This window comes from Streptomyces sp. NPDC005761, assembly GCF_040630635.1.
In the GTDB taxonomy this organism is placed as follows: Bacteria; Actinomycetota; Actinomycetes; order Streptomycetales; family Streptomycetaceae; genus Streptomyces.
The window spans coordinates 188,388-205,373 of sequence record NZ_JBEXXX010000005.1 but is presented as its reverse complement, the minus strand read 5'-3'; the positions used below and the strand labels follow the sequence as shown (position 1 = coordinate 205,373).

The window sequence follows — 16,986 nt, the reverse complement described above, 5'->3', positions numbered from 1 at the left end:
CCGGAACGACCGGAACCGGTGGGGCCGCCCGCACGTCTGAGCCCCTGATCGGAGACCACGGGGAGGAACACGGACCATGCGGTGTGCGGGGAGAAGTACCGAGGTGCGGATACGGCCGGGCGGGTGGGCGCTCCGCGCGCTGTCCCTGGTCATGCTGGTGTTCGCGGCTCAGCTGGGGTCGCTGATCGCGCCGGCGTACGCATGCGGCTGCGGGGCGATGGTCGTGGACCGCACCGCCCAGGTATCGGTCGACCGCGAGACGTCCGTCGTCGGCTGGGACGGCAGCACCGAGCAGATCGTCATGCGGCTCACCGTGCGCGGTGACGCCCCCGAAGCTGCCTGGATCATGCCCGTACCGCACCGTGCCACGGTCGAGCTGGGCGACGCCTCGCTCTTCTCGGAGCTCCAAACCCTCACGGCTCCGGTGAGCGCCACCCGGCACTACTTCTGGCCACGGGCGAAGGACTGGCCGTTCGGCGGCTCGGGCCACCGGTCCGGTGACGGCGCCGCCGCCCCGGGCGCCCAGCCGGTCGAGGTCGTCGGCCGGGAGCGGCTCGGGCCGTTCGACGTGGCCCGGCTGACCGCGACCGACCCCGCCGCGCTGGAGGGCTGGCTGAAGGAGAACGGTTTCGAGCTGCCCGACCGCCTCGCGACGGCGCTGCGCCCCTATGTCGCGCAGAAGTGGGAGTACGTGGCCGTGCGCCTGGCTCCCGAGGAGTCCGGCGGCACGCTGAGCGGCACGCTCGACCCTCTGCGGCTGCGCTTCGCCAGCGACCGGCTGGTCTACCCGATGCGTCTGTCCCGGCTGGCCGCGACGCCGCAGTCCCTGGGGCTGTACGTGCTCGCGGCTCACCGCATGGAGCCGCGCGGCGCGATCGGCGGGCGGCAGCCCGAGGTGACGTACGCGGGGCGGGTCGACACCGGGCATGAGCGGGACGCCTACCCGGCGCTGGGTGCGCTGACGGGCGGCAAGCCGGTGTTCGTCACGGCGATCGACCAGGCGTTCCCGCGGCCGGAGCTGATCGACGGTGACCACGAACTGCGGGCGGCCCCGGCGGACACCGCCTACCGGACCACGTACTACCGGGACGAGCTGCTGACCCTGGGCGGCGCACCGGCCTGGGTGCTGACGCTGCTCGGCGGTGCGCTGGCGGTGGCCGCGGCCCTGTTCCTGGCGCTCCGGGCCCGGCGGCGGCGTCCGGTTACCCCGCCGCCGCCGGTCACCGTGCCACCGCCGCTGAGGTGAGAGCGGGACCGGGGGGTGCGCGGTGCGGACGTGTGTACCCCTGGTGAATCGTGGGACGGCGGTCCTCGCGACGCCTCTGTGCACCAAATCGTTTTTTCCTACGGTCGGGCGCACGCCAGAATGACCCGATGACCTGGACCATGACCCCCGAACACGTCGACTCCCCCGATGCCGCCCTGCTGCGCCGGGACTACTACGACGAGGTGGCCAGCCGCTACTGGGGGCGCCCGGCGACGACGGCGGAGATCGACGAGGGGCTCACCGACGACGGCGCGGAGCGGCTCGTCCCACCCACGGGCGAGTTCGTCGTGGGCCGCTTCGGGGGCGGCGCGGCGGCCTGTGCCGGACTGATCCTGACGGACGCGGAGACCGCGGAGCTGACCCGGGTCTATGTACGTCCGCAGGTGCGCGGCACGGGCGGCGGCGGGCTGCTGCTCGCGGCCGTCGAGAGTCTGGCGCGGGACTTCGGCGTGCGGCAGATCCGCCTCGACACCCGTAACGACCTCGTCGAGGCACGCGGACTGTACGCCAAGCACGGCTACCGCGAGGTCCCGGCCTTCCACCACCGCAATCAGTACGCGGAGCACTGGTTCGCCAAGGAGCTGTGAGGGGCCGTCACGGGTACGCCGCATCGACGGGCGCGGCGGGCCCCTCAGGCGGGCGGGCGGTGGTGCGGGTGACCGGCCGCATGGTCCCGCTTGGGCTCCGGGCTGTGGGGGCGCTCCCTGCGCGACCCGGTCGTCTCCTCGGTCAGTTCCGACACCAGGGCGACCAGGTCGGTGGGCCGGTCCGGGCCCCACCAGTCGCCCAGCAGCTCGGCAAGGGATTCCTCACGGGCGTGCGCGAGCTTCACCACGGCCTCGGCGCCCGGTTCGGTGAGCACCATCTGCACCCCCACCCGGCGGGCCAGGCCGCGCTCCTCCAGCTGCCGGGCGGCGTCGCTGACCACCCTCAGCGGGACGGGGGCCACCTCGGCGAGGCGGGCGGGTTCGACGGTGCCGTGCCGTTTGATGCGCAGCAGCATCCAGCTGGCGGCCGGCAGCAGGTCGTAGCCGGCCCTCTCGGTGATCTTCACGTAGACCTCGCGACGGCCCTCCCGGGTGGCGAGGACGGAAAGTGCGCGGACGCACTCGTCGTACGAGGAACGCTCGACCGGGTTCGACGCCAGGGTCTCGGTGGTGTCGGGCGCGGTCACCGACCCGCGCAGCGTGTCCTCCTTGAGCAGCCAGGCGAAGAGGAAGGCGATCAGGACGACGGGGGCGGCGTACAGGAACACATCGGTGATCGACGTCGAGTACGCGTTGAGGACGGGCTGCTGGAGCGCAGGCGGCAGCTGCCCGATGGCGCGCGGGTCGGCGGCCAGTCCCTCGGCGCTGACTCCGGGCGGCAGCGGCCGGTCGGCGAGCGCGGAGCCGAGCTTGTCGGTGAGCCGGTTGGTGAAGATGGTGCCGAAGATCGCGACGCCGAACGAGGCACCGATGGAACGGAAGAAAGTCGCGCCCGAGGTGGCCACGCCGAGGTCCTGGTACGAGACGGCGTTCTGCACGACCAGGACCAGGACCTGCATCACCAGGCCGAGTCCCGCACCGAAGACGAAGAAGTAGATGCTCATCTCCCAGGTGGGGCTGGTCTCCGAGAGCCGGTGCAGGAGCAGCAGGCCGATCGCGGTGAGGCCGGTGCCGACGATCGGGAAGACCTTCCAGCGGCCCGTACGGCTGACGATCTGTCCGGAGAGGGTCGAGGTGATGAGCAGACCGAACACCATGGGGAGCATGTGGACGCCGGACATCGTCGGCGTGATGTCGTGCACCACCTGGAGGAACGTCGGCAGGTAGGTCATCGCGCCGAACATCGCGAATCCGACGACGAAGCTGATCACGGCGACGAGGCTGAAGGTCCTGATCCGGAACAGTTTCAGCGGCAGGACGGGTTCGGCCGCCCGCCGCTCCACGTACACGAAGGCGATCAGCAGCACCACGCTGAGGACGGCGAGGCCGATGATCTGCGCCGAGCCCCAGGCCCAGGTGGTACCGCCGAGTGAGGCCACGAGGACCAGGCAGGTGGCGACGGAGGCGATGAGGAAGGTGCCGAGGTAGTCGATGGTGTGCTTGGTCCGGCGGACCGGGATGTGCAGCACGGCGGCGATCACGCCGAGGGCCACGACACCGATGGGGAGGTTGATGTAGAAGACCCAGCGCCAGCTCAGGTGCTCGGTGAAGAAGCCGCCGAGGAGCGGCCCGAGGACGCTCGTCGCCCCGAACACCGCCCCGAACAGGCCCTGGTACTTGCCGCGTTCACGCGGGGGGACGAGGTCTCCGACGATGGCCATCGACAGCACCATCAGACCGCCGCCGCCGAGCCCCTGGAGGGCGCGGAAGCCGATCAGCTGCGGCATGTTCTGGGCGACACCGCAGAGTACCGAGCCGATCAGGAAGATGATGATGGCGGTCTGGAAGAGCTTCTTGCGCCCGTACTGGTCGCCGAGCTTGCCCCACAGCGGGGTCGCGGCGGTCGACGCGAGCAGATAGGCCGTGACCACCCACGACAGGTGCTCCAGACCGCCGAGGTCGCTGACGATCGTCGGCAGTGCGGTGGAGACGATGGTCTGGTCGAGTGCGGCGAGAAGCATGCCGAGGAGCAGTGCGCCGATGGCCACCAGAACCGACCGCGTGGAGCGTTCGGCGCCGGGGGCGGGGGCCGGAGGGCTCAACTGCTGGGCCATAGAACATCTCCTCGGATCCGCTACACCCCCATCCTGTCTGTTCTGCACCGTTATGGCCTGCCGAGGCGCTCACTGATTGGGCTTCCCGGCGGTGGGCTGCATAATCGCAGGCAGTTCAAGGGGAGGGGACCCACAATGACCGGACATATATGCCCGGAGTGCGGTACGGACAACAGACCGGGCACCGGCGCGGACTGCGGCTGCGCGGCGCGCCCGGCCGCCTGCGGCGCCGACACCGCGCCGCAGGCGGCCGGGCCGCACCACCTCAGCGACGAGGAGCGGGCCGCCGAGCAGCAGCGCATCGCGGATCAGCACCACGCCGAGCGGTCGGCCGACATGGCGGCGGCGGAGGACTTCGACCCGCTGCGCATCCGGCCGTACGTGACGCTCGGCGGCGAGGACACGGCGGCACCCGCCGGTCCGCCGCAGGGGCACTCGCCGGGCGGGCAGCCGGGGGACGCCGCCACGACGATGCCGATGTTCCTGGATCCGGCGGGACCGGGCGCGATGCCCCCGGGCCGAGCGGCGGACCCTGCTGACACCGCACTCGCCATGACCGGCCCGGACCCCGTGCAGCCACGCCGCCGGCGGCCCTTCGCGGCGCTGGTCGCGGGAGCGGCCGTGGTCACGGTGGTCGGCACGGCCGCCTTCGTCGGCGGGCTCTTCAACGGGGACCGGGACCGGGAGGCGGGCCTGGATCAGGCGCTGCCCTCCACGGTGACCAGCCTCCCCGAGGAGGGCGTCGACCCGTCGGCCTCCGAGCCGGCGTCCGCGTCCCCGTCACCCTCACGATCGACGTCCGGCTCACCCTCCGCGTCGGCATCGGGGTCCGCGTCCGCCTCCGCGTCACCGTCCGCGTCCGCCTCGGCATCCCGTTCCGCGTCGGCCTCGGCCTCGCCGTCGGCCGCCGCGTCGTCGCCGGCGGCCACGGCGGGGAGCAGCAGCCCCGCAGCGGTGGCGCCGCCAGCCCAGCCGGAGAGCGGCCCGACGCTGCAGTTGGGGGATCAGGGCCCGGAGGTGGCCGAGTTGCAGCGCAGGCTCCAGGAGGCCTGGGTACTGAGGGACGGCCCCCTCGGCGACGACTACACGATGCAGGTCGAGAAGGCCGTGCGCGACTTCCAGATCTGGTGGGGCATCCAGGGCGACCCCGAGGGGGTCTACGGCCCGAACACCCGGACCGCTCTGGAAGGCACGACGACGGGCCGGGGGCGCCACTGACCGGTGGGGCGGGCACCCCGGGGCCGGGATTCGCTTTCCGGGGCCCCTTTTTGTATCGTGGAGAAACAAAGTGGCCTCCGCGCGCACACCCTGACCGGCGAGCGGGGGCCACTTGTTCTCTTTCCCGCGCCGCACACCCCCACGCGGCGTTCGTCTTCCCCCGCTCTGGAGCCCGCCCATGCCGGCCACCGCCCTCACCGCCCACGCACTCCTCCTCGACATGGACGGCACGCTGGTGAACTCCGACGCCGTCGTGGAGCGCTGCTGGCGGCGCTGGGCGCTGCGGCAGGGCCTGGACCCGGAGGCGGCCCTCAAGGTGGTCCACGGCCGGCAGGGGTACGCCACCATGGCGGTGCTCCTCCCGGACCGCCCGATGGAGGAGAACTACGCGGACAACCGGCTGATGCTCGCCGAGGAGACCGCCGACACCGAAGGCGTCGTCCCGGTCGGCGGCGCGGCCGCGTTCATGGACGCGATCACCCCGCTCCCGCACGCCCTGGTCACCTCGGCCGACCTGGCGCTGGCCCGGGCCCGGATGACCGCGGCCGGGCTGCGGATGCCGGAACTGCGCGTCACCGCCGAGAGCGTCGGCGCCAGCAAGCCGGACCCCGAAGGCTTCCTCAAGGGCGCGGCCGGACTCGGCTTCGCACCGGCGGACTGCATCGTCTTCGAGGACTCCGAGGCGGGTATCGCGGCGGGCCGGGCGGCGGGCATGCGCGTCGTGGGCGTCGGCCCGCGCGCGGCGGCGCTCTCCCCCGACGCGCACGTGGACGACCTGACGCAGATCCGCGTGGAAGCGGCGGCGGACGGCTCGATCGTGCTGCACATCGGCTAAGGGCTGTCCCGCACTTCCTGGCGCGCAGGACGGCACCCCGATCCGGCCCGAGCAGGCCCGATCAGGACGAAAGCCCCGGCCCGCCCGAACGGTCTCAGCGCTCCACGTCGGCCCCCTCCGCCGGGTCGCGGTGCAGCCGGCCCCGCGCCACCAGTTCCAGCACGGTGGCGACGGCCGCGGCCTGGACTGCCATCAGGGCCACCAGCACGAACAGCTGTACGGCGCCCGCCTGGACCGGTGACGCGCCGCCCAGCAGCATGCCCACGAAGGCTCCGGGCAGCGTGACGAGTCCCACCGTGCGCGTCTGGTCGAGCCCCGGCAGCAGTGCGTCCGACGCCGCCGGCCGGGCGACCTCCAGCCGTGCGTCACGGTCCAGGAATCCGAGGGCCATCGCCGCCTCCACCTCCCCCCGCCGGGTGGACAGTTCGTCGAGCGCGCGACGGCCGCCGAGCACCGTCGCGGTCAGCGCTCCCCCGATGAGGATCCCCGTCACCGGGATCAGCGCGATGCCCCGGACCGGCACGAGGCCGGTGAGCAGCAGCACGGCGACGACCGGCGCGACCCCCGCCGCGATAGGCACGGCCACCCACCACCACGTGCGGTTTCCCGTGATCCGGCGGCCCGCTGTCCATACGGCCACGGCATACATCAGCGCGATGAACGCGAACATCGGCGCGAGGGCGTGGACCACCCAGCCGATGAGCGAGGAGACCGCGGCGAGCTGCACCGCGGCCCGCAGCCCGGCCACGACGATCTCGCGCGAGCGGCCGAGGGAGGCGAACGAGGCGACAGCCGCGGCGGCCGCGAGCAGCAGGGCCAGGACGACGCCGAGCGTGATGTTGACCGGAAGCAGCACGCCGCAACCCTAGGACCGCCCGAGCCCCGCCCCTCGCCACGAACCGGATTTCCCCGGGCCCGCCTGCCACGAAGGGGCCCACCGCGGCCGTATCGAGGCCGCCCCCGCCCCCGCACCCCACTCCGCGGAACTGCCGCCCCCTCAGTTCCGTACGCCCGCGCACTCACTCGCGTACGCCCCCGTGATCCGAGCCTCTTCGTCAGACCTCTTGATGTGACGTGCCCATGTCGCCACTCTGTTACCTGGCGCCCACCCCACGGAAACCCTGCGCCGCCACGATGGCCGGGCCGTTCCGTACGGACCCGTCCAGTCACCCCCCACATCAAGGGAGTTCGCATGTCAGGTGTCTACGCGCGTCGCATAGCCGTCCTCGCCGCATCCGCCGCCCTCGCCGCAACGACCGGACTGCTCACGGCCCCCAGCGCCCAGGCAGCCATGCCCACTCCGGTCTCGGCGTCCACCGCCCGTACGTATCTGGGCGAGCTGACCGTGAAGGCGGAAGGCTCGTCCACCGGTTACAGCAGGGACAAGTTCCCGCACTGGATCACCCAGTCGGGCGCCTGCAACACCCGCGAGGTCGTCCTCAAGCGCGACGGCACGAACGTCTCGCAGGACTCCGGCTGCGCCGCCGTCAGCGGCAGTTGGTACTCGCAGTACGACGGCGCCACCTGGACCGCCGCATCCGATCTGGACATCGACCACATGGTGCCGCTCGCCGAGGCCTGGCGCTCAGGCGCTTCCGGCTGGACCACGGCCCAACGGCAGTCGTACGCCAACGATCTGACGCGTCCGCAGCTCATCGCGGTCACCGACAACGTCAACCAGTCCAAGGGCGACCAGGACCCCGCGACCTGGCTCCCGTCCCGCACCGCGTACAAGTGCACGTACGTACGCGCCTGGGTGCACGTGAAGCACTACTACGGCCTGAGTGTCGACACCGCCGAGAAGAGCGCCCTGCAGTCCGTGCTCAACGGCTGCTGAAACCGGGCAGAAGAAGCGGAGGCGGTCGGCCGGCCTCCGGAACCACCCGTCGTTCCGTACGGTACGAACCCGCCGTACACACACGCCGTACGGCACCGTCCCGTACGGAACGACGCGAGGAGCACCACATGACCGGGCTGCGCCTGGGACCACTGCTGCGGTACGTCGACTGGGAGACCGCCTCCACCGCGACCGTCTGGGTCGAGGCCGACAGGCCGTGCACGGCCGAAGTCCGTTGCGCGGACGGGGCGTCGGGCTCATGCCGCACCTTCGCGGTCGCCGGTCACCATTACGCGCTGGTGGTGGTGACCGGCCTGACACCCGGCTCCACGACCGCGTACGAGGTGCTGCTCGACGACCGCAAGGTGTGGCCGCCCGAGGAGTACCGGTTCCCGGCGAGCACGATCACCACCCCACCGATACCCGGGGACGGGGACGGAGGTGAGAAGGCCGAGCCCGCGACGGTCCGGGTCGCGTTCGGCTCCTGCCGATGGGCGGCGCCACCCGCCGAAGGCCATCGGCCGAGCCGGAGCGACCCCGTCGGGCCGGACGCCCTGGACACCCTCGCCACCCGGCTCGCCACCGATCCCGACGCCGTGCGACCGGACGTGCTGCTGCTCCTGGGCGACCAGGTGTACGCGGACGAGACCTCGCAGGCGACCCGCCGCAAGCTGGCGGCCCGGCGCGATCTGAACGAGCCGCCGGGGGCCGAGGTGGCGGACTACGACGAATACACCCTCCTGTACGACGAGTCATGGCGCGACCCCGAGGTGCGGTGGCTGCTCTCGACGATCCCCAGCTGCATGATCTTCGACGATCACGACGTCATCGACGACTGGAACACCAGCGCCGCCTGGCTGGCCGGCATCCGCGCCACGTCCTGGTGGCACGAGCGGATCGTCAGCGGGCTGATGTCGTACTGGGTGTATCAGCACCTGGGCAACCTCTCCCCCGCCGAACTGGCCGCGGACCCCCTCCACACGGCCGTCCACGCCACCGCGGACGGTACCGAGGCGGTGCGCCGCTTCGCGGCCGGGGCAGCCGCCGACCCCACCCGCACCCGCTGGAGCTACCGACGCATTTTCGGCCGAGTACGGCTGCTCATGGTGGACAGCCGCGCGGCCCGGGTGCTCGACGAACAGCAGCGCTCGATGCTCCCGGCCCAGGAGGAGGAGTGGCTGCGCGACGCGGCACTGGCCGACCCCGGTTCCTGCGACCACCTCCTGATCGGCACCTCGCTGCCGTGGCTGCTGCCGCCTCTGGTCCACGACGCCGAGCAGTGGAGCGCCGCGCTGTGCCGGGGCGAGCGGGGCGGCCCCGACGGCCGCTGGGCGCGGGTCGGCGAGTCCCTGAGACAGCGCTCCGACCTGGAACATTGGGCGGCCTTCCCCGAGTCGTTCGGGCGGCTGACGGACCTGATCCGGGAGGTGGCCGAGGGGCCGGAGGCTCCGGCGACGGTATGCGTGCTGTCGGGCGATGTGCACCATGCGTACATCGCGGAGCCCCACGCGTCCGCCTTTGCCCCCCGTGACACACCGGCCGCCCGTGTCCTGCAGCTGACCTGCTCTCCCGTCCACAACTCCATTCCCGCACCGCTCAAGGCCGGATTCCGTTTCGCCTGGAGCGGCGCGGGACGACTGCTCGGCCGGCTGCTGGCGCGGCACGGGCGCACCGGCCCGCCGTCGATGCGGTGGCACAGGACGGGCGGGCCGTGGTTCGGCAATCAGTTGATGACGCTCACTTTGCGTGGCCGGAAAGCCGCGCTGTCATTGGTTCAGGCCAAGTCGACGAAAACGGGGACCGTACTGGAGCTGGCCTTCGATCATCCACTGACCGATGAGACCCCGCCGAGTTTCGGCCAGTCGACAAAACGTTGAACTTGCAAGTATTGGTGAGGCCTACCTAATCTGTGGCGCTCAGTCGGTTCACGTCCCCACCAGACCGAAGGAGCTCTCCCCACATGTACACACGCCTGAATCAGGCACAGCCCTATGCCCTGGCGCTCTTCCGCATCGTCGTAGGCCTGCTCTTCGCCTGCCACGGTGCCGCGTCACTCTTCGGCGTACTCGGCGGCGCCATGGGCGGCGGGTCCATACCCGCCGGCACCTGGCCCGGCTGGTACGCGGCGGTCATCCAGCTCGTCGGCGGCGGCTTCGTGGTGCTGGGCCTCGGCACCCGTATCGCCGCCCTCGTCGCATCCGGCTCGATGGCGTACGCGTACTTCAAGGTCCACCAGCCCGAAGCGCTCTTCCCGCTGGAGAACGGCGGCGAGCCCTCGGCCGTCTACTGCTGGGCCTTCCTGCTGCTCGTCTTCACCGGCCCCGGCGCCCTGGCCCTGGACCGGCTGTTTACGTCCCGCACCACCGTGAAGGACGACCAGGACCGCGCACCGGAGGTGAGCACCCCGGTCGCCGCCTGACCGCTCCCACCCACCGCACCGACCCGCGCCGACCGGGCCGACTGGGCAGACCGCACGACCTCGGGCCCGCCGGGAACCGCTCCCCGGCGGGCCCGAGGCATGCCGGCAGGGGCAGTGCGGGTGCGCGCGGTACGTCTGCGGCACACGTGAGATGCCCAACATCGCGCATATATATGGATCTCCAGGTGAACGGCAGGCGTACGCTGTACAGCTGAACCTGCCGCTCCTGCCGCTCCCCTGCGACGTCGCGGCGTTGTCACTGATCGGGGAGTAGAAGGTGCTCGAGCATGTGGGTGCGCTGACCGGCAGCCCATGGATCTACGCCGTGGTCGCCCTCTCCGTACTGCTGGACGTCTTCCTCCCCGTACTGCCGAGCGGTGTCCTCGTGATCACGGCGGCCACGGCCGCTGCCGCAGGCACCACCTCCGTGGCCGCCGACGCCGCGGGCGCGGCCCGTCACGTGACCGAGGTCCCCTCGGTCCTGGCCCTGATCCTCTGCGCGGCCACCGCCTCGGTCCTCGGCGACCTCGTCGCGTACCGGCTGGCCTGGCGCGGCGGCGAGCGCCTGGACCGGGCCATCGCCCGCTCCCGCCGTCTCACCTCGGCGCAGGAACGTCTCGGCGCCGCGCTGAGCCGCGGCGGCGGAGTCCTCGTCGTCATCGCACGCTTCGCACCGGCCGGCCGGTCCGTCGTCTCGCTGGGCGCGGGCGCCTCGCACCGCGACGTGAAGGAATTCCTGCCGTGGTCCGCCGTGGCGGGGGTGGCCTGGGCGGGCTACAGCGTGGGCCTCGGCTACTTCGGCGCACACTGGCTCGGCGCGAGCTGGCTGGGCACGGCCCTCTCGGTCCTGGCCCTGTTCGTCGCGGGGGCGTTCGCCGCACTCCTGATGAAGCGCCCCGCCGCTGCCGCGGCCGCCGCCGCTTCCGCCTCCCCCGTCTCGGTCCCTACGGCGTCCTGACACCACCCCGCACTTCCAGGCCGTCCAGCAGCCGGGCGGTCGCCTCGGTGATCTCGTCGACGGCCCGGTCGAAGACTTCCCTGTTGTGCGCGGCCGGGGCGCGGAAGCCGGACACCTTGCGGACGAACTGCAGAGCGGCGGCGCGGATGTCCTCCTCGGTGGCCTCTTCGGGGAGGGCCGGAGGGCGAAGGGTCTTGATGCTTCGGCACATGTCTCCAGTGTGGACCGCGCCACTGACAACGTCCCGCCCCCGCCGGCGGGAGGGCGTCGCCCCCGGCACCGGGAAGACGGGAACGGTCCCGGCCCGGCGGCAGCAGCTGCCGCCACGGGGCCGGGACCGTCGTCCGTACCGGTCAGATGACCGCCTTGGAGCGGTCCGTACACAGCGCCCAGATCACGAAGGTGTCGATGGCGAGGGAGACGACGGCCCAGACGGGCTGGTAGGGCAGCCACATGAAGTTGGCGATCATGTTGAGCGCCGCGAGCCCGACACCGACTCCGCGCGCCCATTTCGCCCCTTTGAGGATGCCCCAGCCGACGACGGCGATGATGATGCCGAGGACGAGGTGGATCCATCCCCAGGCGGTCGTGTTGAACTTGAACACGTAGTCGTCGATCCGTGCGTAGACGTCGTTCGACGCGATGCCGGCGATGCCCTTGATCGCACCCAGCACCCCGTCGACCATCAGCAGAACGCCGGCGAACATGATCCCGCCCGCCGCCCAGGAGTTGATGCCCCCGGGATGGGACGGAGGCTGGGAAGAATTGCCCGGTGCGGGCGCGGTCTGTGCCATGAGGACTCCTCGGCCGGTGGAACTGAGCGTCGGACCCGACCCTGCTCGGCGCGTCCGGGAGCGGCTACCCGACGCGGCCGAACGGGTGAACGGGGTGGGCGCGGCAGGACGTGTCCACACGCTCCTTTAGCGGAGGGCCGGACTCTCTCCCTCCGGCCCGTGGCACCGCGTATCGTTCGGGCACGGTCGACCGGACGCACGGTCGGCGAGGGGGCGGGTGGGCCGGCGGATGGCAGCGGACAAGGTGCGCGAACGCCCATGGCGGCGGACGCGCGAGGCGGGCCGGGGCGTGCGCGAATTCGTCGTCGAATTCGTCGTCGAGACCGTGGGCGAGATCCTTCTGAGCGCGGCAGCCTGCCTCGTCCTGGCAGGCTTGTTCATTTCGGCCGTGTGGGGGTGGCAGCAGAGCCCGCTGCTCACCGGTGGCCTGGCCGCGCTCCTCACCGTGTTCCTCTGTTACGGCACGTGGGAACTGCGTCGCCCGGCCGGCACCTCGCGCAGGGGCCGCCTGGCGGCAGTGGCAGCGTGCACGGCCACGGTCGCGATGTTCTTCGGGTACTACGCGTCGTCCTGCTCCTGCGGATAGCGCGACCTCGTCGCCCCCGCGGCCGGCCCCTGCCCCCCCCTACCGCTTGAGCGCCCTGTACCGCTTCATGAGGGCGGTGATCGCGTCCCGGTTCGCTTCGCCGTTCAGCTCGCGCAGGAGGTCGTCCGGGCAGAGCTCATAGTGGTCCCCCCACCACTTACGCCCCCGGTTGTCCCAGATCCGGTAGCCGCCCGGGACACCCCTGGCCACGTAACGCCTTCTGCTCACCCTGCGCCCCTGCTGTCTCGCCACCACGCGTCACCCCGCCTCCCCCGGCCGGTGACGCATTCCCGTCAACCATCGCCTGCTGCCCGGGCCCGCCGCGAGCCGATTGCGGGGTGAAGAACTCGCTCCCCCTCCGGGACCCCGACGGCTACTCTTCGATCCACCACGTGATCCCCCCGAGGCAGGAGTTGGGAATGCCCGGTCGCCCGGGCACGCGCTGACGTCGCAGGTCGTGATCGACCCGTCATCGCGTGCCGCCCTTGCTCTGCGGCGCAGCGAGCCCTTCTCGCCCGAACCGCCGGCGCACGTTCCCGTGCCCCGGCCGGCGAGCTCTGTCCTCCGCAGCTCAAGGGGTCTCCGTGCAACCGGTACCGCACACCCGAACCACGCCCACGCCAACTCCCGGCCCGGCCAGGCCTGAAGCGTCCGAACGGGGCGCGCGATGAAGGCGGCCGACAGCAACCGGGCCGGCTCCGCACCCGGTCTGTGGCGGGACACGGACTTCCGCAGACTGTGGGTGGGCCAGACCGCGTCCCAGTTCGGGGCGCAGGCCACACAGGTGATCCTGCCGCTGATCGCCGTGGTGTCGCTCGACGCAGGTTCCGGCCGGCTCGGCGCCCTGCGGGCGGTGGAGCAGGCGCCGATCCTGCTGCTCTCGCTCTTCGCGGGCGCATGGGTGGACCGTCGCCGCGCGCGTTCGGTGATGGTGCTGGCGGACTGCGGACGGGCACTCGCGCTCGGGGCGATCCCTGCGGCGTACCTGTTCGGCCTCCTCGGGCTGCCGGTCCTGCTGGTGGTCGCGCTGCTCGTGGGCGTGCTGAGCGTGTTCTTCGACGTGGCGTACCAGGCCTCGCTCGTACGGCTGGTGGACCGCGAGCGGTTGCTGCAGGGCAACAGTGCGCTGGAGGGCAGCAGATCGGCGGCGCAGATCGGTGGCCCGGCGCTCGGTGGCGCGCTGGTGTCGCTGTTCTCGGGCCCGGTGGCCGTCGTCACCGGCGCGTTCTTCTTCGCTCTGTCGTCCGTGTCGATCTGGCGGATCCGCGGGCCTGAGCAGCTCCCGGAGCGTGGTGACGGCCCGGTCCGCGTCCTACGGCAGATCCAGGAGGGCCTGCGCTTCGTGACCGGCAACTCCTCGCTGCGGGCGGTGGGTGCGGCCTCGGCCCTGTTCCAGTTCTGGTTCGCCGCCCTGATGACCGTCTATCTGCTGTACCTCCCGCGCGGACTGCACCTGTCGGGCACGGCCATCGGACTGGCGCTCGCCGCGATGGGTCCGGGCGCGGTCGTGGGGTCGCTGCTGGCTGCGGGGCTGCCGGGCCGGTTCGGATACGGCAGGGTCCTGGTGTACTCGGCGTTCGTCGCGGACGGCGTGATGCTGTGCGTACCCGCGCTGCAGGGCTCGGCAGCCGTCACGCTGCCCGTACTCGTCGGCGTCAACCTTCTCTTCGGCACGTTCGGCCAACTGGTCAACGTCACGATGATGGCCGTGCGGCAGGCCGTCACGCCCGTGCGGATACAGGGCCGGGTCGTGGCGACGATCAACTTCGCCGGCATGGGCCTCACCCCGGTCGGCTCCCTGCTGGGCGGCTTCCTGGCGGGTCACTGGGGACTGCGTACGAGTCTGCTGGTCACCGCCGTCGCCCTCTCCCTGTCCCCGCTGTTCATGGCGTTCTCCCCGCTGGCGCGCCTGGGCAGACACCTCCCGTACGAACAGGAGCCGGGTCCGCCGAGTGTCTGCCGGCATCAGACGGGCGACGCCCGCACGGTTTCGGAGCCCTGACACGCTCCCGCGGCGCGAGCGGAAGGGAGGGCCCTCACTCAATTCCATCCTGTGGACGCGGTGTTGCTGACTCCCCGTATGGAGCCCTCGGTGACTCGGATGCGGTGGGCGTCGCGCTGCTTCCGGTGCCGGTCGGCCCACCGCCCTCGTCCCTGTGTGCCGATCACAGCGGCCGTCTTCGCCAAGATCGGTCCCGTACCTACTTCCCCACGGCATAGCCGGGCACGGACGGCCAGCGAACGGTCAGTACCACCGACTCCTCCTCCGCGAACCACGAGTGGTCGACCCCGTGCCCCCACACGACGTAATCGCCCTGCTCTTCCAGAAGAACGCTGCGGCCAGGGAGTTCAACACGGAAGCGGCCGCTGATCAGGACCAGGAGAGCCGTACGGTGTTCGCCCTTCACCCATTGCAGGCGCTCGTCCCCAGGAGGGTGCACACCCCATTTGATCTCTACATCCTCGCTGTGACGCGGGTCGCCGACGTCCTTGAAATGCCCGAGGAGCCATCCCCGGTCCAGTGCCGCATCCTTGCCCGCCTTGCCCACGTACACGCTGTCGTTCACGAGGCCGGAGGTTAGCAGCAGACCCGGACGAAGCCTGCCCGGGACCGGCGGCGGCCGTACTCCGCGGCGCGTGCAAGGCGGCTTCGGGCTCCGCCTTCGGAAGCCCCTGCGCGGCCTGATCGCGGCAACCGATGGGCCAGCCATGCCAGGGATCGCCCCGCACATGCGGGGCCCGACGCACGCTCTTCGACGCACGCTCTTCTAGGATGGCGGGCGGGGCGGAACCGTAGCGCAGAGGTCGTCGCGCGCGGTCTCCAAAACCGCGAGGACGCCGGTTCGAATCCGGCCGGTTCCGCCGCTTCGTCGCATCCGGACAGCCTGCTGCGTACCCAAGGGCGCGGTGACTTGACTACGCGCTGAAGCGCACCTGGGCGCCTGTTGACGGCCCCATGGTCAGGCGCCCTTCCTGGGCGCTGAGTTGGTGACGCCGCTGGTCCCCGGCGACCGCCGGCCGAGCCATTGCTCGGCGTCCCAGGCATGGAACCGCTCCACCTCAGTGAACCCCAGTTTTGCGGCAAGGCGCATCGAGCCGACGTTGGCGGTCTGGGTGGTGAGCACCACCGGCTCGCCGGGAAGGACACCTTCGAACCAGTCGAGTACGGCCGCGCACGCCTCGGCGGCGTACCCGCATCCCCACACCCGCGGCAGGAACAGATAGCCGAGGTCCACCTTCCCCACAGCAGCCGGGCGACGGTGCTCCGTTGCCCTCCTGAGCAGGATCTGTCCGACCATCACCCCGTCGAGGTCGACAACGAAGCTCCCGGGCCACCGCCCGGGCGCCTCGGGCATCTCACGTTCGAGCTCGTCACGGGGGCGAGGGCCACCGAGGTAGGTGTGCACCTCCGGCGACGCCAACAGCTCGACGAACACCGCACGGTCCCGGGCCTCGGCCCCACGGAGCAAGAGCCTTTCGGTCCTGATCGGGGCAGGCGGCCAGGCGACGGGTCCGAGCTCAGTCATGCCGGCCACCCAATCAGCAAGCCCGACGCCGATCAAGGCTCACCGCTCAGGTCGCCCGCCCAGCACGACCATCCGCACCGACGATGCCGGCTCACGGCCACACCCAACCAGCGGCGGGCCATGTGCCCTTACCTAGGCGTTGCCCGGGGTCTTGGCTCCCGCTCAGCGGGGACCCCCACGTGGGATCGTGCCGGGATCGTCCTCTGAGGTGGGCGAGGAGGTGTTCCGCCGCGGTGAAGGCAGAGCGATGTGGCGCGCCCACCACGGTCAGGGCGGCGGTGAGCCTTGCCGAGGCCGAGCCCGGCAGGTCCATGTCGGCAAGGAGGGGGAGCACCAGAAGAAGTCGGGCGGCCGCGTCCTGGACCCCTTCCGTCTTGGAGGGCGGGTTGTCAGCGATCCGAACCAGTTCGTGCCACGTCAGCCCCGCCCCCGAGAACACCCCTTCCCCACTGGCGTTCTGCTGGGCGCTGCTCCCTTCCGGATGCATGAGGAGGTAGTCGGTGCCGTAGTCACCCACCAGGTTTCGGTAGATCACCACGACTCCGGGACGGTCCGTGGCGGGCACCCTGAAGACCGGCCAATGCTCGGGATCGAAGAGGGTCTCGGACAGAGCGTCGGCATCGGCGCCGTCATCGCCGAACCACTCCGGGATCGGCCGCTCGGCACAAGCCCCGTCACCGCACAAGGCCAGGAGGTGGTTCGACCAGAAGCCCGGACGGGCCAGCAGTGACTCGCCGGCCACCAACGGGCCGTTGTCGTATCCCTTGATCAGCACCCTCGGATCCTGTCAGCAGTCACCGACAGGGCCCGGTCCGGGACAGTCACCGACAGGATCCGGTCCGGG

At 71.5% G+C, this 16,986-nt stretch carries 18 protein-coding genes and 1 tRNA gene; 11 read left to right on the top strand and 8 right to left on the bottom strand.

Going from position 1 to position 16,986, the window contains the following annotated elements; all coding sequences use genetic code 11:
- Positions 1-151 precede the first annotated feature (151 nt).
- A complete protein-coding gene (locus tag ABZ434_RS07505; protein ID WP_359132910.1) occupies positions 152-1,246 on the top strand; it encodes a DUF2330 domain-containing protein in 1,095 nt (364 codons plus the stop codon).
- A 128-nt stretch (positions 1,247-1,374) separates the two neighbouring features.
- Positions 1,375-1,854 (top strand): GNAT family N-acetyltransferase, encoded by a 480-nt coding sequence (locus tag ABZ434_RS07500; RefSeq protein ID WP_359132831.1) that lies wholly within the window; start codon positions 1,375-1,377, stop codon positions 1,852-1,854.
- 44 nt (positions 1,855-1,898) lie between these two features.
- On the opposite strand, the gene ABZ434_RS07495 is transcribed toward ABZ434_RS07500, so the two are convergent.
- Positions 1,899-3,968 (bottom strand): MDR family MFS transporter, encoded by a 2,070-nt coding sequence (locus ABZ434_RS07495; protein ID WP_359132829.1) that lies wholly within the window; start codon positions 3,966-3,968, stop codon positions 1,899-1,901.
- Between the two features lie 135 nt (positions 3,969-4,103).
- On the opposite strand from ABZ434_RS07495, the gene ABZ434_RS07490 reads away from it, so the two are divergent.
- Both ABZ434_RS07490 and ABZ434_RS07485 read left to right on the top strand, forming a co-directional pair.
- Positions 4,104-5,186, top strand: coding sequence for a peptidoglycan-binding protein (locus tag ABZ434_RS07490; protein WP_359132827.1), 1,083 nt, complete (start codon positions 4,104-4,106; stop codon positions 5,184-5,186).
- 178 nt (positions 5,187-5,364) lie between these two features.
- On the top strand, positions 5,365-6,021 hold the full coding sequence (locus tag ABZ434_RS07485) for an HAD-IA family hydrolase (RefSeq protein ID WP_359132826.1): 657 nt from the start codon (positions 5,365-5,367) through the stop codon (positions 6,019-6,021).
- 94 nt (positions 6,022-6,115) lie between these two features.
- On the opposite strand, the gene ABZ434_RS07480 is transcribed toward ABZ434_RS07485, so the two are convergent.
- Positions 6,116-6,877, bottom strand: coding sequence for an ABC transporter permease (locus ABZ434_RS07480; RefSeq protein ID WP_359132825.1), 762 nt, complete (start codon positions 6,875-6,877; stop codon positions 6,116-6,118).
- 336 nt (positions 6,878-7,213) lie between these two features.
- Between ABZ434_RS07480 and ABZ434_RS07475 the strand changes: the two genes are divergently transcribed.
- The 4 genes from ABZ434_RS07475 to ABZ434_RS07460 all read left to right on the top strand — a co-directional run bounded on the left by ABZ434_RS07475 (position 7,214) and on the right by ABZ434_RS07460 (position 11,235).
- Positions 7,214-7,858, top strand: a complete 645-nt coding sequence (locus tag ABZ434_RS07475) for an HNH endonuclease family protein (protein ID WP_359132824.1) — start codon at positions 7,214-7,216, stop codon at positions 7,856-7,858.
- Positions 7,859-7,986: 128 nt separating this feature from the next.
- The gene (locus ABZ434_RS07470; protein ID WP_359132823.1) at positions 7,987-9,735 is read left to right on the top strand and encodes an alkaline phosphatase D family protein; all 1,749 of its coding nucleotides are present in this window, start codon (positions 7,987-7,989) and stop codon (positions 9,733-9,735) included.
- Between the two features lie 83 nt (positions 9,736-9,818).
- Positions 9,819-10,277, top strand: a complete 459-nt coding sequence (locus tag ABZ434_RS07465; RefSeq protein ID WP_359132822.1) for a DoxX family protein — start codon at positions 9,819-9,821, stop codon at positions 10,275-10,277.
- Between the two features lie 277 nt (positions 10,278-10,554).
- On the top strand, positions 10,555-11,235 hold the full coding sequence (locus ABZ434_RS07460; protein WP_359132821.1) for a VTT domain-containing protein: 681 nt from the start codon (positions 10,555-10,557) through the stop codon (positions 11,233-11,235).
- On the opposite strand, the gene ABZ434_RS07455 is transcribed toward ABZ434_RS07460, so the two are convergent.
- Both ABZ434_RS07455 and ABZ434_RS07450 read right to left on the bottom strand, forming a co-directional pair.
- Positions 11,222-11,446, bottom strand: coding sequence for a DUF2277 domain-containing protein (locus ABZ434_RS07455; RefSeq protein WP_359132820.1), 225 nt, complete (start codon positions 11,444-11,446; stop codon positions 11,222-11,224). The genes ABZ434_RS07460 and ABZ434_RS07455 overlap by 14 nt on opposite strands.
- A 142-nt stretch (positions 11,447-11,588) precedes the next feature.
- Positions 11,589-12,029, bottom strand: coding sequence for a hypothetical protein (locus ABZ434_RS07450; protein WP_359132819.1), 441 nt, complete (start codon positions 12,027-12,029; stop codon positions 11,589-11,591).
- A gap of 229 nt (positions 12,030-12,258) precedes the next feature.
- On the opposite strand from ABZ434_RS07450, the gene ABZ434_RS07445 reads away from it, so the two are divergent.
- Positions 12,259-12,615 (top strand): lysine transporter LysE, encoded by a 357-nt coding sequence (locus ABZ434_RS07445; protein ID WP_359132817.1) that lies wholly within the window; start codon positions 12,259-12,261, stop codon positions 12,613-12,615.
- Positions 12,616-12,654: 39 nt separating this feature from the next.
- Here ABZ434_RS07445 and ABZ434_RS07440 read toward each other — a convergent pair whose 3' ends face one another.
- The gene (locus ABZ434_RS07440; RefSeq protein ID WP_359132816.1) at positions 12,655-12,843 is read right to left on the bottom strand and encodes a hypothetical protein; all 189 of its coding nucleotides are present in this window, start codon (positions 12,841-12,843) and stop codon (positions 12,655-12,657) included.
- A gap of 439 nt (positions 12,844-13,282) precedes the next feature.
- Between ABZ434_RS07440 and ABZ434_RS07435 the strand changes: the two genes are divergently transcribed.
- Positions 13,283-14,617, top strand: coding sequence for an MFS transporter (locus ABZ434_RS07435; protein ID WP_359132815.1), 1,335 nt, complete (start codon positions 13,283-13,285; stop codon positions 14,615-14,617).
- A 199-nt stretch (positions 14,618-14,816) separates the two neighbouring features.
- Here the strand turns inward: ABZ434_RS07435 and ABZ434_RS07430 are convergent, their stop codons facing one another.
- Entirely contained in the window at positions 14,817-15,182 is a 366-nt protein-coding gene (locus ABZ434_RS07430) for a signal peptidase I (RefSeq protein WP_359132814.1), read from the bottom strand.
- Between the two features lie 220 nt (positions 15,183-15,402).
- Here ABZ434_RS07430 and ABZ434_RS07425 point away from each other — a divergent pair.
- A tRNA-Trp gene (locus ABZ434_RS07425) sits at positions 15,403-15,477 on the top strand.
- 98 nt (positions 15,478-15,575) lie between these two features.
- On the opposite strand, the gene ABZ434_RS07420 is transcribed toward ABZ434_RS07425, so the two are convergent.
- Positions 15,576-16,142, bottom strand: coding sequence for a GNAT family N-acetyltransferase (locus tag ABZ434_RS07420; protein ID WP_359132813.1), 567 nt, complete (start codon positions 16,140-16,142; stop codon positions 15,576-15,578).
- Positions 16,143-16,233: 91 nt separating this feature from the next.
- Positions 16,234-16,917: a hypothetical protein gene (locus ABZ434_RS07415; RefSeq protein WP_359132812.1), complete on the bottom strand. Its 684-nt coding sequence runs from the start codon at positions 16,915-16,917 to the stop codon at positions 16,234-16,236.
- Between the last annotated feature and the right edge of the window lie 69 nt (positions 16,918-16,986).